A 17,379-nucleotide genomic window follows, 5' to 3' on the forward strand; every position below is an offset into this window, starting at 1 on the left:
GCCCCCGCAGGATCAAGATGTTACTGCGTGTGCGGCCGCCGTCATCAGGGGTTGGGCTGGGGCACGAACGCCAGTGCGTGCATGCCAAGTACGCCGAAGGTAGCACTGTCGTGCCAGCACTCGACCTCTGCGCGGACTCCCGCTGCACCGCGGGCCACCAGCAAGGGCAGGAAGTGCTCCGGGCTGGGATGCGCCCGCCGCGCATGCGGAGCCCGCTGCTGCCATTGCGCCAGTTCGCCGGGCAGATCGGCCGCGGCCGCCTGCATGACCCAGGCCGCAAATTCGCTCACGTAATCACTGCCGGAGGCGGCATCCGTCATGCCGAAAACCTCGCGCAGATTGTGCGTCATGCTCCCTGAGGCAAGCAGCAGCACGTCTTCCGGCAGGCAGCCAGCCAGCACCTGTCCGATACGCAGGTGGCCGGCCGAATCCAGATTGCCGGCCAGCGAGAGGGTGACAACCGGAATGTCCGCATCCGGCCAGGCCAGCTTCAGCGGCACCCAGGCGCCATGATCAAGCAAGCCTTTCTGGCTGCCGACTGCATCCAGCCCACCCGCACGCAATCCGCTGATCAAGTGTGCGGCCAGCTCCGGATCGCCCGGTGGGCGATAGCGCTGCGCATACAGTTCGGCGGGAAAGCCGCCAAAGTCATGCCATTCTTGCCATTGCGCAGCCGTACCAACCATTAGCTGGGACTGCAGGTCATGCGCCGAGACAAGCACAATGGCGCGCGGCCGCGGCAGGCGAGCCGGCAGCCCGCGCAAGAAATCGCGCGCCGGTACGGCGTCGAACAACAGGGTCGGTGCGCCGTGGCTGACAAATAGTGCCGGCATTCTGGCCATGATCAGACCTTCATCAAATTTGCATCAACCATCCAATTCTAGCGAGCACATGCCTGATATAAGTTGAAAAATAAGGAATACAGCATTCAATAAATCTGAATTGATTTCCGCCCCCCTCACAACGACTAAGCGCGCCACTGGCAGCATGGTGACTTCATTCACATAATGGGAGTGACGCGTCCACAGGGAAGGCAGACATGATCAAGCTGATGGTGATCGATGATTCGGCACTGGTTCGCCAGCGCATCACCGACTGCATGGCCCGCACCAGTGATATCCGCGTCTGCGCCGCTGCCAGCGATCCGCTGCAGGCCGAGAGCATGCTGGCGCGCGATCAGCCGGATGTAGTGGTGCTTGATCTGGATCTGCCACGGATGGATGGCATTTCCTTTCTGCGCAAGCTGATGAGCGAACGCCCCTTGCCGGTGGTGGTGTTCTCGGTACTCGCTACACAGGGCTCGGCCAAATCCATCCAGGCCCTGCAGGCTGGTGCCGTGCAGATTCTGGCAAAATCACCGGGGCAACAGGCAACACAGGAATTCGAGCAATTGGCGACACTGGTCCGGCAGGCAGCCCGAACCACCGTACGTGCCATCCGGAGCACCCCGATTCCGCGCGGCGGGCATGCACGGGCATTGCAGAATGCCGATGCCATCCTGCCTGCGCCCGAACCCGGAGCCCGCATCCCCCCGACCGAACGCATCGTGCTGATCGGCGCCTCCACCGGGGGCACACAGGCTCTGGAGCAGATTCTGAGCCGCCTCAGCGTACGCTGCCCGCCGATTGCCATCGTCCAGCACATGCCGGGCAATCTGACCGCTTCGTTTGCCAGGCGGCTCGATCAGCAGGCACAGATCACCGTGCGCGAAGCGCGCAACGGTGATCGCATGCAAAGCGGGCAGGCACTGATCGCGCCGGGAGGCAAACATCTGCTGATCAAGCGTCAGGGCAATAACTACTGTGTCGAAGTGGTGGATGGCCCAGCCGTCACGCGGCATTGTCCCTCCGTCGATGTCCTGTTCCGCTCCGGCGCACGCTTTGCCGGCGCCAACGCGGTCGGAATGCTGCTGACCGGCATCGGCGAAGATGGCGCACGCGGACTGAAGGAAATGCGCGATGCCGGTGCCCATACCGTGGCGCAGGATGCCGAAACCTGCGTGGTATTCGGCATGCCCAAAGAAGCCATCGGACTGGATGCCGCCGTCGATATTCTGCCGCTGGGGCAGATGGCCAGCGTCATCGAACGCAGCCGCCGCGCGTGAACGATTCTTAATGCCGTGTTGACGTTCCGGCAATCCACAGCAGCGTATTGTTGCTCTCCATGCAGTCAGGCACACCGCCTGCTGTAACCCCTAACGGACTGTATGTGGAGAGTTCCCAATGAACGCACTGAAAAGCATCATCCTGGCTGCAGCACTGACTACCTTCGGCGCTGGTGCCTACGCCGCTGATACCGCTTCCCAACCGGCCAAGCACCACAAGACCGCGCACAAGGCGTCTCACACCGCTTCGCACAAAGCCACTCACAAGGCCAGCGCTGCACAAAAGGCCCAGGCCAAGAAGCACGCTTCCGGTGTGAAGGCCAGCGCTGCGCAAAAAGCTCAAGCCAAAAAGCACGCTTCCGGCGTGAAGGCCAGCGCTCCGCAAAAGGCCCAGGCCAAGAAGCACGCTTCCGGCGTGAAGGCTAGCGCTGCGCAAAAGGCTCAAGCCAAGAAGCACGCTTCCGCAGTTGCTTCCAAGCCGGCCAGCAAGTAAGCCCTGCGATTTCTGTTTAACGTGAACTCCTCATCGGGTTCAAGTCGGTTGCCTTGCCGGTCCTCCCCCGGCAAGGCTTTTTTCATGCATCACCTGGTCTCATACTTTCTGGTTCGGCGGAAATGATTGCAGCATCCAGCATGATTACCCTGCTCGCGGCGTTGAACACCGCATCGCCTGTCGCACCGGCCTCGGAGCGTGAGCAATTGCGCCTGCCGAACACGGCGCAATGGAGTCGTGTTGACGGCAGCCATGTTGCCATCTGGACTGGACGCCAGGAAGCTTGGCTGCTGACCTTCAGCAAGCACTGCACGCTGCCGCAAACTGGCCAGGTTCTCGTGCTGCACACCAGCCATGGTCATCTGCAGCGCGGTCTGCCCGTATTACCGGACAATGCCAAAGCCTGTAAACTGGAACGCATTGCCCCGGCCGTGCTGAGCGACACACCGGCACCGACTGGCAAGGTGCAGCGGATCGACCACGGTACAGATCTCGCCTCACACCCTTCCCGCTAACCCTCACTGCGAACTCGCCATGCGTATCCTGCTCGTCGAAGACCAGTTGCAACAGGCTCAGTACACGGAAAAAGCCCTGCGCGAAGGCGGTCATGCGGTTGATGTCGCGCATGACGGCAAGCACGGCCTGTTTCTGGCCAGCACCGAGCCCTACGAAGTCATCATTCTCGATCGCATGCTGCCGCAGGTGGATGGCCTGACCGTGCTGCGCACCCTGCGCGCATCCGGCACGCATACTCCGGTATTGCTGCTGACGGCGCTGGCCGACGTCGACGATCGCGTTGAAGGCCTGCGCACCGGCGCCGACGATTACCTTGGCAAACCCTTCAGCACGGCTGAATTGCTGGCGCGCATCGATGCCCTCGGCCGCCGCCGCCAGCCGGCATCAGCCGAACAATCCCATCAGTTGCAGGTAGAAGACCTGTATCTTGATCGCCTGTCACGCACCGTACGCCGCGGCACGCGCAAACTGGATCTGCAGCCACGCGAATACCAGTTGCTGGAATTCCTGATGCGGCATGCCGGGCATGTGGTAACCCGCACCATGCTGCTCGAAGGCGTGTGGAATTACCACTTTGACCCGGGTACCAACGTGATCGACGTGCACATCAGCAAATTGCGCGGCAAGATCGATGCCGATGGCCTGCCGACGCTACTGCACACGGTGCGCGGCGCCGGCTACCGTCTGGGGCAGCCGGAGCAATGATCGCGCGACTGCGCCGGACGCTGCGCAGCCCGTTCACGCGCTATCTGCTGCTGTTTTCGCTGCTGTTGCCACTGACCATGACGGCCTTCGTGTCGCTGGTCTATCAGGATGCCCAGCAGGCACTGCTTGGTGAATTCCGCAGCGCACTGCGCGATGACATTTCGCTGCTCGAAGCGATCTACCGCGACGAGGGGCTCAACGGCCTGCAGGCGGCCATTGGTCGGCGCACCGGGCTGGAGGATGGCCGCAGCGTTTACCTGCTGGTCTCACCGCTGGGAGAGAAACTGGCCGGCAACCTGCCCAGCTGGCCGGCAGGTATTCCGGCTCGGGACGAAGCCTCGGTGACCTTCACCGATCCGGCCCAGGGCGGCACCATCGTCGCCGAAGTTTTCCTGCTGTATGGCGATTACCGTCTGCTGGTTGGCCGGCATGCCGTCTACGAGAAGGTCGGTCATCACCTGATGGTGTACTTCCTGCTGCTGAACGGGCTACTGGTCATCAGTGTCACCATCGTCGGCGTGCTGTTCACCCGGCTGATCCGCCGGCGCATGCAGGCCATCGTCAGCACCACCCGGCACATCCGCGCCGGCCAGCTCGATGCCCGCATTCCTGACGATCAGGCGGGCGATGAAATCTCCGCGCTGGTGGGTGAAATCAATGCCATGCTCGAGCAGCAGCAGAAACTGCTGAACTATGCGCGGCAAACCTCGGCAGCCATCGCGCACGACCTGCGCCACCCGCTGGTCGAGCTGCGCAACCGGCTTGAAGATGCCGAAAGCAGCGGCTCGGCCAGCCGCGAAGAAATTGACGCCATGCTGAGCCAGACCGACCAGCTGCTGGGACTGTTTGCGGCACTGCTGCGACTGGGCCGGCTGGAATCGGGCAGCCAGCCACTGCAGCGGGAGCGGATTGATCTGTATGCGCTGGCCGAAGATGCCGTCTCGCTGTATCAGCCACTGGTGAGCGACGAAGGCGGGGAGTTGCTGCTCACCGGCCAATCCTGCGAGATCGAGGGCGACCGTGAATTGCTCTTTGCGGCGCTGGGCAATCTGCTGATGAACGCGCTGCGCTATGGTGCCAGCCCGATCCGCATCGACGTGGCCGCCGGCGTCATCCGCGTCAGCGATGCCGGCGCGGGCGTGCCGCCCGAGCTGCTGGCTCGCCTGGCCGAGCCGTTCTTCCGCGTTGACAGCAGCCGCAGCGAATACGGCAACGGTCTGGGCCTCACACTGGTACGCGCCATTGCCGAAGCCCATCAGGGCCGGCTCGAGTTTGCCAATCTACACCCGGGCTTTCGCGCCAGCCTGAGCTTGCCCCTTTAGCGGGAAGCAGGAATGAAAAAGCGGCCCACCGGGAGCCGCCTTTCAAGGTATGCGCCTGAAAGCCCTTATTTGAAAGGCGCTCAGGGCAATACACATCACTTTTTACTGGTCATCGCCTGTGCCTGGATCGCGGTCAGTGCGATGGTGAAGACAATGTCATCCACCAGTGCGCCACGCGACAGATCGTTTACCGGCTTTCTGAGGCCCTGCAGCATCGGGCCGACGCTGACCACGTTGGCACTGCGCTGCACCGCCTTGTAGGTGGTATTGCCAGTATTCAGATCCGGGAAGACAAACACCGAGGCCTGGCCAGCCACCGGGCTATTGGGTGCCTTCTGTGCGGCCACGTCTTTCACTGACGCGGCATCGTACTGCAGCGGGCCATCCAGCAGCAGATCCGGGCGTTTGCCCTTCGCCAGCTCGGTGGCCTCGCGCACCTTGTCGACTTCGGCACCCGTGCCTGATTTGCCGGTCGAGTAGCTGATCATCGCGACCTTGGGCTCGATACCGAAGGCTCGCGCACTGTCGGCACTCTGCAGCGCAATATCCGCCAGTTCCTGGGCATTCGGGCTGGGGTTGATCGCGCAATCGCCATACACCAGCACCTGATCGGGCATCAGCATGAAGAACACCGACGAGACGATCGACTGGCCCGGCGCGGTCTTGATCAGCTGCAGTGCCGGACGCACGGTATTCGCCGTGGTATGCACCGCACCGGAAACCAGCCCGTCGACCCGGTCGGTCGCCAGCATCATCGTACCCAGCACCACATTGTCGGCCAGCTGTTCGCGCGCGGCGCCCGGGGTAAGCCCCTTGCTCTTGCGCAGCTCGACCATCGGATCGATGTAATCTTCGCGCACGACATCCGGATCCAGGATTTCCAGATCAGCCGGAATCTGCACACCCTGCGCAGCGGCCACGGTTTCGATTTCACTGCGCTTGCCGATGAGCACGCACTGGGCAATACCCTTTTCCTGACAGATAACCGCAGCTTTGACGGTGCGCGGTTCGTCGCCTTCCGGCAGCACGATGCGCTTTTTCGCTGCCCGCGCTTTCTGGATCAGCTGGTAGCGGAAGGCCGGCGGCGACAGGTGCGTCGTGGTTGGCATGCGCACGCTGGCGGTCAGCGCGTCGATGCTCAGTTGTTCGGCTACCGTATCAAGCACCGCGTTCATGCGCTCGAAGTCATCCGCGGCCACGGCTGACGGCAGGCGGCTGACGTTCAGCGCGGTATGGAAGGAGTCGGTCTCGACCCGCAATACCGGCAAGCCGGTATCAAAGGCCTTGCGCGTCAGCGCGAAAATGCGGCGGTCTGCGGTGCTGCCATGGGTCAGCAAGAGGCCGGCAAGCTGCACACCATTGCTGGCCGCCAGCGCGGTCGCCAGCATGATGTCGTCACGATCACCGGAGCTGATGATTAGCGCGCCGGGCTGCAGGCGCTCGATCACTTCGGAAACGGAGCGACCCGCCACCACGGTTTCGCGCACGCGACGGTGCTTCACGTCACCCTTGTTGATGACTTCCGCATCGAGGTGACGCGCCACATCCAGCGTGCGCGGCGCCATCAGCTCTTCCTTGAAGCGCACCACCCCCCAGACCGGCACATCCAGCTCGGCACGGGCGCGGATATCGCTGAATTCCGGGCAGGCCTTGTTGAAGATCACCCCGGCAACAGCACAGCCATCCTGGCGCAGCTCGCTGGCGGCCACCTTGATTTCGCTGATCGAACCGGACAGCTCGGAGCTGGCGACCAGTACCATCTCCGCATGCAGGGAACGGGCAATATCGGTATTCAGCCGTGCGGTGAACGGGTGCGAGGAATCGATATGCAGACCTTCGACCACCAGCACATCGACCTTTTCGCCATTGCCATCCAACCCCGCCTGCATGCACAGCCCGACGATGTCTTCGAGCAGCTCGTCATTCTGGTTGGCGGCAATCCGTGCCATCACCTGTTCGGTGGTCAGGGCGGCCGGGCTGTCAATCTGGCAGATGCGGCTGGCAAACAGCAGCGAGCGGTCATTGTCGGTGTAATCCTGGGCAACCGGCTTGACGAAGCCGACGCGCAACCCCTGACGCTGCAGTGCGCGCACCACACCGAGGGAGACGGAAGTCAGACCCACATCCTGCCGGGTCGGAGTAATCAGAAGAATCTGCATGAGTGGATACCTGTTCAGCCTGGCCAGCCGCTGCAACAAAAGGTTGTCAGCATACTACGCCCCTTTGCCCGCGCAGACGCACGCGCGGCAAGGTTACGTAATTATCTTTCAACAACACGGGCATTATCCTTGAGCCAGCGCAGAAAATCGTGGCAGAAACACCTTCCGCTCAAGGATTTAGCACTAGGGATTACCTGTACGTGCTCAGCATGCCCGCATCGGATTACATATTCTACCAAAACACCGATGATAGCCTTACACTGACTCATCATTCTCAGAAACCAACGAGGTCGCTCATGACGCAACAGGATCCTTTCCACAATCCCTATGCCTCTCCGATGGCATCCCTGGAACAGCCCTATGACAACCATGCCGATTTCCTGCCTGATGGCCGCCCGGCCAGTGGCGGCGCCTCCGACTGGATCGGCAGCGGCTGGGCCACTTTCAAGGAAGCACCAGGGATGTGGGTGCTGCTGACGCTGGTGTACTGGGTCGTGCTGATCGTCGCAGCCTTCATTCCCTTTGTCGGCAGCTTTATCCAGTATCTGGGCATGCCGGTACTGCTGGGCGGGATCTATCTGGGCTGCCAAGCGCTGGATAACGGTGAAGAATTGACCATCAATCACCTGTTTGCCGGCTTCCAGGACAAATTCGGCCAGCTGGTTGTCGTCGGCGCAATCTACATGGGCATCATGATGCTGATCGGGATCGTGCTTGTCATCGTCATGCTGGTGGGCTTCGGCGCGGCGGGCCTGAGCGGCCTGTTCAGCGGCAACGATGCGGCTGCGCTTTCCGCGCTGGCCGGCATGGGCGGGCTGGTCATCGTGGGAGCCATCATTCTCTTCCCCATCATCGTGCTGCTCACGCTGGTGTTCTACATTGCGCCGGCACTGGTGGTTCTGCATGACCAGACCGGGCTGGATGCATTGAAGTCCACCTGGCGCGGCTGCATCCAGAACCTCGGCAAGCTGGTGGTCTTCGCCCTGCTGATGCTGGTGATCTTTGTGCTCGCCGTGATTCCCTGCGGCCTGGGTCTGCTGGTTGCGGCTCCGGTCATCTTTGCAGCGCAGTACTGGATGTACCGCGATATTTTTGTCGCGGACTGAACGCTGCACGATTTGAATGCACTTTCCGGTTGACGCACTGCAACATAACTGGGCATGATGAAGTCATGAACGCCATCCGCCATTCCGCCATTAGCAAATCGATTTGGGCCCGCCGAGCACCGGCAGGCCGCGGCTCGTTTGCGAAACGGCAGGCGGGGGCAACAGGAAAACAGGACTAGTACCCTCCCGATTTCCTCCCCAGTTTTCTCAAACGGGCCACGGTAAACCACCGTGGCCCGTTTTTTTTTCACTCCGCAAAAAGGAAAACACCATGAACAGCCCGCTGCTGCACCGCCACCACCTGATGAATACCGCGCACCGCCCGGCCCAGATTTTCATCCGTGGCGAAGGCGCGTGGCTGTATGACGCGGAAGGACGCCGTTACCTCGACTGGATGCAGGGCTGGGCGGTCAATGCACTGGGGCACGCCCCGGCCCCAGTCGCGGCGGCGCTGGCCGCGCAGGCGGGGACGCTGCTCACGGCAAGCCCCGCGCTGCATAACGCACCCGCACTGGAACTGGCGGCACGGCTATGCCAGCTCAGCGATTTCGATCAGGTGTTCTTCGCCAGCTCGGGGGCCGAAGCCAACGAAGGCGCAATCAAGCTGGCACGCAAATGGGGACGGCTGCACCGTGCTGGCGCGCATCAGATCATCACCTTCGGCCGGGCATTTCATGGCCGTACACTGGCGGCGATGGCGGCCAGCGGCAAACCGGGTTGGGATGCGCTGTTCCCGCCCGGCATGCCGGGCTTTGCCCGTGCCGAATTCAACAATCTGGAATCGGTCGAACGGCTGATCGGCCCCCGAACCGTGGCGGTGATGCTGGAGCCCGTGCAGGGCGAAGCCGGCGTCATCCCCGCCGACGCCGAATTCATGCGCGGGCTGCGCCAGCTGTGCGACCAGCGGGGGCTGCTGCTGATCGTCGATGAGGTGCAGACCGGCTGTGGCCGCACCGGCCCGCTGTTTGCCTACCAGCACTACGGCATCCGCCCGGACATCATGACACTGGGCAAGGGGCTGGGAGGCGGTGTTCCGATTTCGGCGCTGCTGGCAACCGACCGGGTGAGCTGTTTCGAACCCGGCGATCAGGGGGGCACCTACTGCGGCAATCCGCTGGTGTGCGCTGCGGCACTGGCAGTGCTGGAAACGCTGACCGCGCCGGCCTTTCTGGAAACAGCCTGGCGGCATGGCGAGCTGCTGGCCGACGGGCTGCGCAGCCTGTCGCGCGAATTCGCACTGGGCGAAGTCCGCGGCAGCGGCATGCTCTGGGCGCTGGAGCTGGGACGCAATACGGCACCGCTGATCGCAGCGGCCGCCATGGATGCCGGCCTGCTGCTCAATGCGCCGCATCCGCACTGCCTGCGCTTCATGCCGCCGCTCAACAGCAGCGCGGCAGAAATCGAGACCGGCCTGAGCCTGCTGGCTGAGGCGCTGGCGCACTACGCCTGAAAGGAGGACACATGAAAATCCGCAACTATCAACACAGCGACCTTGCCGCCGTACTGCAGGTCTGGGAAGTCTGCAGGCTGCTGCGCAGCTGGAGCACGCCGGAATACGATATCGCAATGAAGATGGCCTTCCAGCCCGATCTGCTGCTGCTGGCCTGCGTCGACGAACGGGTGGTCGGCACCGTGATGGCGGGCTATGACGGCCAGCGTGGCTGGATCAACTATCTGGGCGTACTACCGGACTATCAGCGGCGCGGCATCGCCAGTGCGCTGCTGGCCGAAGCCGAGCTGCGGCTGCAAGCGCTGGGGGCCCGCACGATCAAGCTGCAAATCCGGCGCGACCATCTGGATGTGCAGGTGTTCTATGCCAGCCAGGGCTATCACGATGATGAGGTGGTCGGCTGGGGCAAGCGCCTGAGTACCGCGCTGACAGGCTGATTGGCTGACGGGCGGTCGGTGCCTGCCGGCCGCCATCAGCTTCGCCCCAGATACCAGCCAGCGTATTAGCCTGTATGTCCTGATTCGTTTTATCCTAGGGGCTATACCTATCAGCTTACCCGGCGTCCTGCCGCGCTTGTGTGCTTCATGTTGGCACAGTCCAATCGCAAGGCCGGACGCTGCGCTATACCGGGTAAGGCGGACAACGGAGGAGCAGCATGCTAGATCTGAGGACAGTCAGTGCCGATGACCTGCCGGCAGCCTGCCAGTTGCTGGAAGACCTGTTTCTGCAGGACATCAATATTGCCCTGGCCAGCAGCCAGCAGCTGATGGCCCGCTGCCGTGAACTGGACTCGATCAAGCGCGCTCGTCCCTGGCTGCTGCACGTCAAGATGCTCTGGGGTGCCGGCCACTACATGCAGGCGCTGCAGGCCAGTACCCAGCTCGCCACAATCATCCGCAACGAGCAGGCTCACGATCAGCTGGCAGAACACCATCTGCTGCGCGGACTCATCCAGATGAGTCTGAAGCACAACGGTACCGCCGCCGAGGAATATGCAACAGCAATCGAACTGGCACTCAATCAGGGACAGATCAGTATTGCCATCGAGGCCTTCATCAGCATCTCGCAATCCTACGGCATGCTGGGGCTCAACAACGAAGCCCGCAGCATGCTGGAAGTCGCCAACCGGCTGGCATTTTCGATCAATGACCACAAGCAGATCGGCAAAAGCGCCATCTTCCTCGCCGGAAACCTGATCCAGCGCGGCGAACACCGGCATGCGTTGCGCCTGTTGCGGCAAGCCGAACCCAGTCTGCTACGCCACGGCGACATGACCTGGCTGGTGGAAGCCGGCAATTACATGGGGGTGTGCCACCAGCGTGAAGGGGAAATGGAGCTGGCCGGCGTTTACTTCGAAAGCATGTTCGCACTGGCCCGCGCGATGAATGCGCTGTGGAGCCGAGCACTTACCTCGATCAATTTCGCCGGCTACCTGCTGGAAAGTGGCGATCCGGACCATGCCCGGCAGGTACTGGTCGACAGCCAGGATGCCGCCAGCCATTTCGACATGGGCTTCCTGCAGCGCGAATCGCTGCAGCTGCTGGTGCGCGCCTGCCGCCAGCAGGGCGCCTACGACGCGGCGCTGGATTATCTGCGTCAGTACGAAAACCTGATGCTGACCCTGATGCAGCAAGGGCTGAATGAAGCCAATGGCAATAACCCGCTGCTGCAACCCCGCCTGGAGCCGCTGCGCCGCAAGATCACCGCCATGGTCGAGGAATTCGAATACATGGCCGGCCTGTTCGCACCGGCAGAAATCGGCATGCGAGGCCTGCAGCTGCGCATGCGTTGCCTGCGGGCCGATGATGCGAGTCGCCTGCTGCTGCTGCGGCTGGGCGACGAGGGCCGCCAGCCCGATCTGGTCGACCAGCGCCTGCATGGCATTCTGCGCCAGCTGCTGGGCGAATCCGGCCTCTGGCTCCATCTGCGCAACAGCGAATACCTGTTGTTGCCGGACACCCAGGACAGCGCCAGCCGCGAGCGGCTGGAACAGGAGCTGGCCAAGGCGCTGCAGCACTATCCGTGGCGCTGGCATGGACTGGCGCAACCCACATACAGCCTGCATGCCCTGACCCGGCAGCAGGCACTGGAAAAGCTGCCTGCCAGCGGCGACAAGGCTCGCGATCTGGGCGCCGACCCCGTCCGCATCCTGCTTGACCGCATCGAGGCTGACCGGATCAATGATCGCTTCCCGCCAGAGGACGTCAATCTGCCCCACCTGGTACGCGAGCTGGCCAGCCAGCAACATCCGGAAGTCGGGCGCGCCCGCATGCTGCACGGCATCGCGCTGCTCAACGGGCTGTTCAGCCGTGAAGCCTGCCGGGCACTGGCGCAAGCGCGACGGGAACTCGAACACGTCGGTGATCCGGAATACCAGGCGCTGGCCGGGATGATGCTCTCGGCCGCACTGAGCAATTGCGGCCAGCTCTATCAGGCCGTGCAGACCGCCATCGAAACCATCGAGCTGGCTGTAGACCTAGGGCGCTATGACCTAGCCATCGAGTGCTTTCTGCACATCGGCCAGATTCTGCGCCTGCAAGGCGAATTCGGTGACAACCGCACCATGCTGGAAACCGGCCTGGATCTGGCACGCTGGTGCAATAACGACAAACTGGTGGCCAAAGCAGCAATCCTGCTGGCCGACCAGCTGCTGCTGGACGGAGCACCCGACGAAGCACGGCAGGTGCTGGAATCCGCCCAACCGGCCATTAGCCGGCATGGTGATACCACCTGGCTGGTCGAATACTACAGCTATCTGGCTCGCTGCCTGGAGAGCACTCTTACTGCCCCGAGCCGCGTCGACGAGCTGTACCGTGCCGCACTGGCACTGGCCAGCAGCAAGCAGCTGCTGTGGGGACTGGTCGCGGTTACCCGCTACTATGCCAACTATCAGCTCGAACATGGCCGTGCCGGTGAAGCACTCGCCATGCTGCAAAGTGCGGAGCCGACCTGCCGGCAGTTCGGACTGTCGCTGCGCAGCGAATACTGCGAAAGTTTTTTCCGCGTCTACCGGGCACTGGGCGACTGGCCGATGGCACTGCAGTGGCTCAAGCACTATGAAGAAACCATGCTCGCCCATCTTTCCAACGATCAACCCGAACACCGCAAAATGGGTCCTCGGCAACTGAAATCCACCAACAGCCGGCTGCAGCGCCTGCGCATGCAGCTGGAAAAGCACGTCGGCTGGCTGGAGCCGGCGGCCCAGCGCCGGCAATTGCGTACGCTGCAGCTGGCACTGCAGCACGCCGGCAGCGCCACCCTGCTGGAACTCGAATGCCAGCCATCCCCCGAAAACCACATCGGCGACCTGATCTGCCGACTGATCGACCATCATTGCTCGGCACGGGATATCTGGGTCGGGCATGCCACTGGCCGCTACCACATCCTGCCCTCACGGCAGGATGCCCTGCTTGATGAATTCGCCAGCAGCCTGCTCGACAAACTGCAGCAGTACGCTTGGCGCCGGCATGGCCATACCGATTACCACTTTACCCTGCACCGCCAGAGCAGCAGTGCACACCTCGCCCACGAGCTGATACAGGAGCTCCAGCCATGAGCGAAACCGTAACCGAGCTGCTGGAAAAACTGGAACGCCTGCATCACAGTGACAGCCGCGATTACCCGCTGGCCCTCAGCCTGGCCGAGTCACTGGCTCGACAGGCCGGCAACACCGCACTGAAAGGCATCGCCTGTTATCACCAGGGCGAAGCACTGGAAAACATGGGCCGCTTTCGCGAAGCAGAAGAACGCCTGCTGCGCGGAATGCGCTACGCCGAACGCAGTCGTGACGGGGCGACCCAGCTACTGATTGCCGATGTGCTGGGCAAGGTGTACTACACACTCGGCCAGCCCAACACGGCACTGCGCTGGTGGGGGCGCGGACTGGAACTGGCACTGGATCAGGAGTCCCTACCCTCCTACATCAACATCTACATCGGTATTGGCGGCGTTTACATGCTCTACGGCATGTATTCGGAATCACTGCGCCATCATCTGACAGCACTGGACTATTCGCTGGAGCTGGATGATCCCTATCTGCAGCTCAAACTGCACATCTGGCTGGGCAGCGATTACAACCTGCAATCGGAATACCGCAAGGCGCTCGAACACCTCGACATCGCCCGACCGTTCCTGGCGCGCCTGCCGGCAGGCAGCGAAACCACCGAAGTCTGGATGCACAGTGGCAACGCCTGGTGGGGGCTGGGTGAAACGGACAAGGCCGGGCAGGCCTATCAGGAAGCCATGATTCTGGCCCGGCGTTACAGCGTACGCTGGTGCCTCAGCCCCTGCCTGCAAGGGCTGGCGAGGATTCGCCAGCACAATGGCGACCTGGATGGAGCCTTCCGGCTGGCCAGCGAAGCACTCGAGACGGCGCAAGCCAATGCCGCGATGTATCAGGAGCTGAAAAGCCTGGCGTTGCTGGCCAGCATTGAAGAGGCCCGCGGACGTGCCCGCGAAGCACTGGATTTTTACGAAGCCCACGCCCGGCTGAACATCAGCATGGCGCAGGAGCGCAACAGCAACATGCTCGAAGCGAGCACGCTGCGCAAGATCCACCGCATGGAAACCCGCATGCGCCTGCTCAAGACCGAGCAGGAACGTCAGCGCCTGCAGGAAGAAAGCATCCGCCAGCAGGCAGAGCATCTGGCCGAAAAGCAGTCACTGCTGGCGATCAATCAGGCCAAGAGCGAATTCCTGGCGATGATCAGCCACGAAATCCGTACGCCGCTAACCGGGGTGATCGGCATGCTGCGGCTGGCACGCAAGCAGAAAGAGCTGACCGCCACCACGCGCGGCCAGCTCGATACCGGCCTGGAAAGTGCCGAGCTGCTGCTGGACATCATCAACGACATACTCGACACCTCCAAGATGGAGGCCGGCAAACTGCAGCTCGAAACCATCCCCTTCGACCTGCACAAAGTCATCGGACAGGTCGTCAATCTGCTGCAGCCGCGCGCGCAGGCCAAGGGCATCGCCTTTGTCGTCGACACCCGCTATCTGCCGCAGGTCTACTACCTCGGCGATCCGGTGCGCATGCGGCAGATCCTGTTCAACCTGCTGGGCAATGCCATCAAGTTCACCGATCAGGGGCAGGTCACACTGACAGCCCACACCGACCATACCCTGGTCAAATTCAGCATCGCCGACACCGGGATCGGCATGGATGAGCAGGCTCGCTCGCACCTGTTCCGCAAATTCGAACAGGCGGATACCTCAACCACCCGCCGCTTTGGCGGCACCGGACTGGGACTGGCCATCAGCCATGGCCTGATCCAGCTGATGCAGGGCAGCATCGGCGTCACCAGTGCGCCCGGCGAAGGCACGACCTTCCGCGTCGAGCTGCCGCTTGCGGTGACCGAAACACCCCAGGATAGCCTCGATCGCGGTGACGATACTCCGCTGCTGACTCACCAGTTGCGGGTACTGTACGCCGAAGATGTGCCGACCAACCAGTTGCTGGTGCAGACGCTTTTGGGCGAAATGGGCATGGACATCGTGGTGGTCGACAACGGACTGCAGGCTCTGGAAGCCCTCGCACGCGACGACTTCGACCTGGTGCTGATGGACTGGCGCATGCCCATCATGGACGGCATGACGGCAGTCCGTCATCTGCGCAAGGGGGGCATGCCCGGAATAACGGTGCGCGATCCGGCAATCTTCACCGTGGCGCTGACGGCCAATGCCTCCGAACGTGAACAGGAGGCCGGCTCCAGCGCCGGGCTGGATGACTACCTGATCAAGCCGCTTGATCCGGAAGCATTGCAGCGCACCCTGTTGCGCGCCATAAGCTACCAGCTCGGACGTGGTCGCAGCTTACCGCTTCTGACCTTGCAGCGAACAAGCCAGAGCGACCCCCCGCCGCAGGAAGCCTGGCTTACCGCCATTGGCACACTGGGCGTCAATGTCAGCGCCGCCCTGCCACGGCTCAATTTCAACACCCGGCGTTACAGCAGCTGGCTGAAACGTTTTTTCCTCGAGCAGAAAAGCCTGTTCGAACAACTGGCAAGCCACCCCCGGGCAAGCCAGCCCCTGCTCGAGCGGGTGCACGCGATGCGCGGGGTTGCCGGCACACTGGGTCTGGACGAACTGTTCCGGCTGGCTACCACGCTGGAGCAGGCCCTGCGCCGGCAGGACGAACACATCCAGTATCAGGCCATCGTGCACTGTTTCGAGCGGCTGCAGGAACAGATCCAGTCGGTCCTGCCCGACCCCGAAGCGGACACCAGCGCACAATGCGCGCAACTGCAGCAGTTGCCCCAGGGGCTGGAAGGCGAACTCGATGCACTGCGCCAGGCACTGGACAGCAATAGCCTGCGCGCACGCCGCCAGCTCGAGGCGCTGCTGCAGCAAAACCCGCAGCTGCAGGCCTTGCTGCAGCCGCTGGCCGATGCACTGGGCAAGCTGGATTACCCCGGAGCACGCGCCGCCCTGCAGCTGCTGCTCGCCAATCAGGAAACCACCTCATGATGATCGAATCGTCCTACGTCCTGGTCGTCGACGACCAGATGAGCAATATCGAATTGCTGGGTGAGCTGCTGGGCGACGACTATGACATCCGCTTTGCCCTGGATGCCGAAAGCGCCCTGCGCCTGATTGCCCAGCAGGCACCGGAACTCATCCTGCTCGACGTGATGATGCCGGTCATGGATGGCTACCAGCTCTGTGCCAGACTGAAAGCCGAGCCGGCGACGCGCGACCTCCCGATCATCTTTCTCACGGCGCTGTCCAGCCCGGAAGAAGAAACCCGCGGTCTGGAAGCCGGTGCGGTTGATTACATCACCAAACCCTTCACGCCGGCAGTGGTGCGCGCCCGCGTACGCAATCACATCGAGCTCAAGCGCAGCAAGGACATCCTGCTGGCCCTGTCGCAAACCGATGTGCTCACCGGGCTGGCCAACCGGCGCTTCCTGTTCGACCGGCTGGCCAGCCTGTTGCCCGACCCGGAAGAACACAGCCGCAGCCTCGGGCTGATCCTCACCGATGTCGACGACTTCAAACTCTACAACGACAGCTTCGGCCATCCTGCCGGCGATCTCTGCCTGCAGCGCATCGCCGGTGTGATGCGCGCGGCACTGCGCAGCCAGGGAGATCTGGCGGCGCGCTATGGCGGCGAGGAATTCTGCTGCCTGCTGCCGGATGCCACCGAAGAACTGACCACCCAGATAGCCGAACGCATCCGGCGCGAAGTGGAAGCCCTGAAGATCCCGCATTGCCGGCAGGCCAGGCACCCGCATGTCACGCTCAGCATCGGCATCACCAGCAAGCCGGCCGGCCAGCACCAGCCGATCAACAAACTGCTGAGCCTGGCGGACCAGGCGCTGTATCAGGCCAAGGCCAATGGGCGCAACCGGGTAGAAAAGCTGCTGCCCGACGGGGACGACAGCAACATACCCAAATAGGTATACACTCAAATTCACCGCAAATACTTCGTTTAAAACTTATACCCATCGCACTTCAAGATTGCCAATCCTTAATCCTGGAAAATGCCAACTCGGCTCGTTCTTCATCAACTCGTCATCGGAT

At 62.4% G+C, this 17,379-nt stretch carries 13 protein-coding genes; 11 read left to right on the plus strand and 2 right to left on the minus strand.

The window, feature by feature from the left end:
• Positions 1-44: 44 nt before the first annotated feature.
• Positions 45-842, minus strand: coding sequence for a dioxygenase family protein (locus INR99_RS01940; protein ID WP_194114597.1), 798 nt, complete (start codon positions 840-842; stop codon positions 45-47).
• A 197-nt stretch (positions 843-1,039) separates the two neighbouring features.
• Between INR99_RS01940 and INR99_RS01945 the strand changes: the two genes are divergently transcribed.
• The 5 genes from INR99_RS01945 (at position 1,040) to INR99_RS01965 (ending at position 5,140) form a co-directional block, all read left to right on the plus strand.
• Positions 1,040-2,104: a protein-glutamate methylesterase/protein-glutamine glutaminase gene (locus INR99_RS01945; protein WP_194114598.1), complete on the plus strand. Its 1,065-nt coding sequence runs from the start codon at positions 1,040-1,042 to the stop codon at positions 2,102-2,104.
• Positions 2,105-2,222: 118 nt separating this feature from the next.
• Positions 2,223-2,597, plus strand: a complete 375-nt coding sequence (locus tag INR99_RS01950) for an acid-shock protein (protein ID WP_194114599.1) — start codon at positions 2,223-2,225, stop codon at positions 2,595-2,597.
• Between the two features lie 122 nt (positions 2,598-2,719).
• Positions 2,720-3,112 carry a DUF6491 family protein gene (locus INR99_RS01955; protein WP_228098031.1) on the plus strand — a complete coding sequence of 131 codons (393 nt, stop codon included), beginning with the start codon at positions 2,720-2,722 and terminating at the stop codon, positions 3,110-3,112.
• A gap of 19 nt (positions 3,113-3,131) precedes the next feature.
• Positions 3,132-3,818, plus strand: coding sequence for a response regulator transcription factor (locus INR99_RS01960; RefSeq protein WP_194114601.1), 687 nt, complete (start codon positions 3,132-3,134; stop codon positions 3,816-3,818).
• On the plus strand, positions 3,815-5,140 hold the full coding sequence (locus INR99_RS01965; protein WP_194114602.1) for a sensor histidine kinase: 1,326 nt from the start codon (positions 3,815-3,817) through the stop codon (positions 5,138-5,140). Before INR99_RS01960 ends, INR99_RS01965 begins: the two co-directional genes overlap by 4 nt.
• Positions 5,141-5,235: 95 nt before the next feature.
• Here the strand turns inward: INR99_RS01965 and pta are convergent, their stop codons facing one another.
• Complete coding sequence (gene pta, locus INR99_RS01970) at positions 5,236-7,299, minus strand: phosphate acetyltransferase (protein WP_194114603.1); 2,064 nt, start codon at positions 7,297-7,299, stop codon at positions 5,236-5,238.
• Positions 7,300-7,595: 296 nt separating this feature from the next.
• Between pta and INR99_RS01975 the strand changes: the two genes are divergently transcribed.
• From INR99_RS01975 to INR99_RS02000, 6 genes are all read left to right on the plus strand, one after another.
• The gene (locus tag INR99_RS01975) at positions 7,596-8,405 is read left to right on the plus strand and encodes a BPSS1780 family membrane protein (RefSeq protein WP_194114604.1); all 810 of its coding nucleotides are present in this window, start codon (positions 7,596-7,598) and stop codon (positions 8,403-8,405) included.
• A 271-nt stretch (positions 8,406-8,676) separates the two neighbouring features.
• Positions 8,677-9,855, plus strand: coding sequence for an acetylornithine transaminase (locus INR99_RS01980; protein ID WP_194114605.1), 1,179 nt, complete (start codon positions 8,677-8,679; stop codon positions 9,853-9,855).
• A gap of 11 nt (positions 9,856-9,866) precedes the next feature.
• Positions 9,867-10,292 carry a GNAT family acetyltransferase gene (locus INR99_RS01985; RefSeq protein WP_194114606.1) on the plus strand — a complete coding sequence of 142 codons (426 nt, stop codon included), beginning with the start codon at positions 9,867-9,869 and terminating at the stop codon, positions 10,290-10,292.
• 218 nt (positions 10,293-10,510) lie between these two features.
• Positions 10,511-13,411, plus strand: a complete 2,901-nt coding sequence (locus tag INR99_RS01990) for an ATP-binding protein (protein WP_194114607.1) — start codon at positions 10,511-10,513, stop codon at positions 13,409-13,411.
• Positions 13,408-16,323, plus strand: a complete 2,916-nt coding sequence (locus INR99_RS01995) for an ATP-binding protein (RefSeq protein WP_194114608.1) — start codon at positions 13,408-13,410, stop codon at positions 16,321-16,323. Before INR99_RS01990 ends, INR99_RS01995 begins: the two co-directional genes overlap by 4 nt.
• The gene (locus tag INR99_RS02000; RefSeq protein WP_194114609.1) at positions 16,320-17,255 is read left to right on the plus strand and encodes a diguanylate cyclase domain-containing protein; all 936 of its coding nucleotides are present in this window, start codon (positions 16,320-16,322) and stop codon (positions 17,253-17,255) included. Before INR99_RS01995 ends, INR99_RS02000 begins: the two co-directional genes overlap by 4 nt.
• Positions 17,256-17,379: the final 124 nt, after the last annotated feature.

Origin of the sequence: Chitinilyticum piscinae, from assembly GCF_015223195.1 — a bacterium.
In the GTDB taxonomy this organism is placed as follows: domain Bacteria; phylum Pseudomonadota; class Gammaproteobacteria; order Burkholderiales; family Chitinibacteraceae; genus Chitinilyticum; species Chitinilyticum piscinae.

Coding starts and splice junctions, on each gene's coding strand:
- INR99_RS02000 (WP_194114609.1), top strand. CDS start 16,320: ATGATGATCGAATCGTCCTACGTCCTGGTCGTCGACGACCAGATGAGC.
- INR99_RS01945 (WP_194114598.1), top strand. CDS start 1,040: ATGATCAAGCTGATGGTGATCGATGATTCGGCACTGGTTCGCCAGCGC.
- INR99_RS01980 (WP_194114605.1), top strand. CDS start 8,677: ATGAACAGCCCGCTGCTGCACCGCCACCACCTGATGAATACCGCGCAC.
- INR99_RS01985 (WP_194114606.1), top strand. CDS start 9,867: ATGAAAATCCGCAACTATCAACACAGCGACCTTGCCGCCGTACTGCAG.
- INR99_RS01990 (WP_194114607.1), top strand. CDS start 10,511: ATGCTAGATCTGAGGACAGTCAGTGCCGATGACCTGCCGGCAGCCTGC.
- INR99_RS01960 (WP_194114601.1), top strand. CDS start 3,132: ATGCGTATCCTGCTCGTCGAAGACCAGTTGCAACAGGCTCAGTACACG.
- INR99_RS01975 (WP_194114604.1), top strand. CDS start 7,596: ATGACGCAACAGGATCCTTTCCACAATCCCTATGCCTCTCCGATGGCA.
- INR99_RS01940 (WP_194114597.1), bottom strand. CDS start 842: ATGGCCAGAATGCCGGCACTATTTGTCAGCCACGGCGCACCGACCCTG.
- INR99_RS01955 (WP_228098031.1), top strand. CDS start 2,720: ATGATTGCAGCATCCAGCATGATTACCCTGCTCGCGGCGTTGAACACC.
- INR99_RS01965 (WP_194114602.1), top strand. CDS start 3,815: ATGATCGCGCGACTGCGCCGGACGCTGCGCAGCCCGTTCACGCGCTAT.
- INR99_RS01950 (WP_194114599.1), top strand. CDS start 2,223: ATGAACGCACTGAAAAGCATCATCCTGGCTGCAGCACTGACTACCTTC.
- INR99_RS01995 (WP_194114608.1), top strand. CDS start 13,408: ATGAGCGAAACCGTAACCGAGCTGCTGGAAAAACTGGAACGCCTGCAT.
- pta (WP_194114603.1), bottom strand. CDS start 7,299: ATGCAGATTCTTCTGATTACTCCGACCCGGCAGGATGTGGGTCTGACT.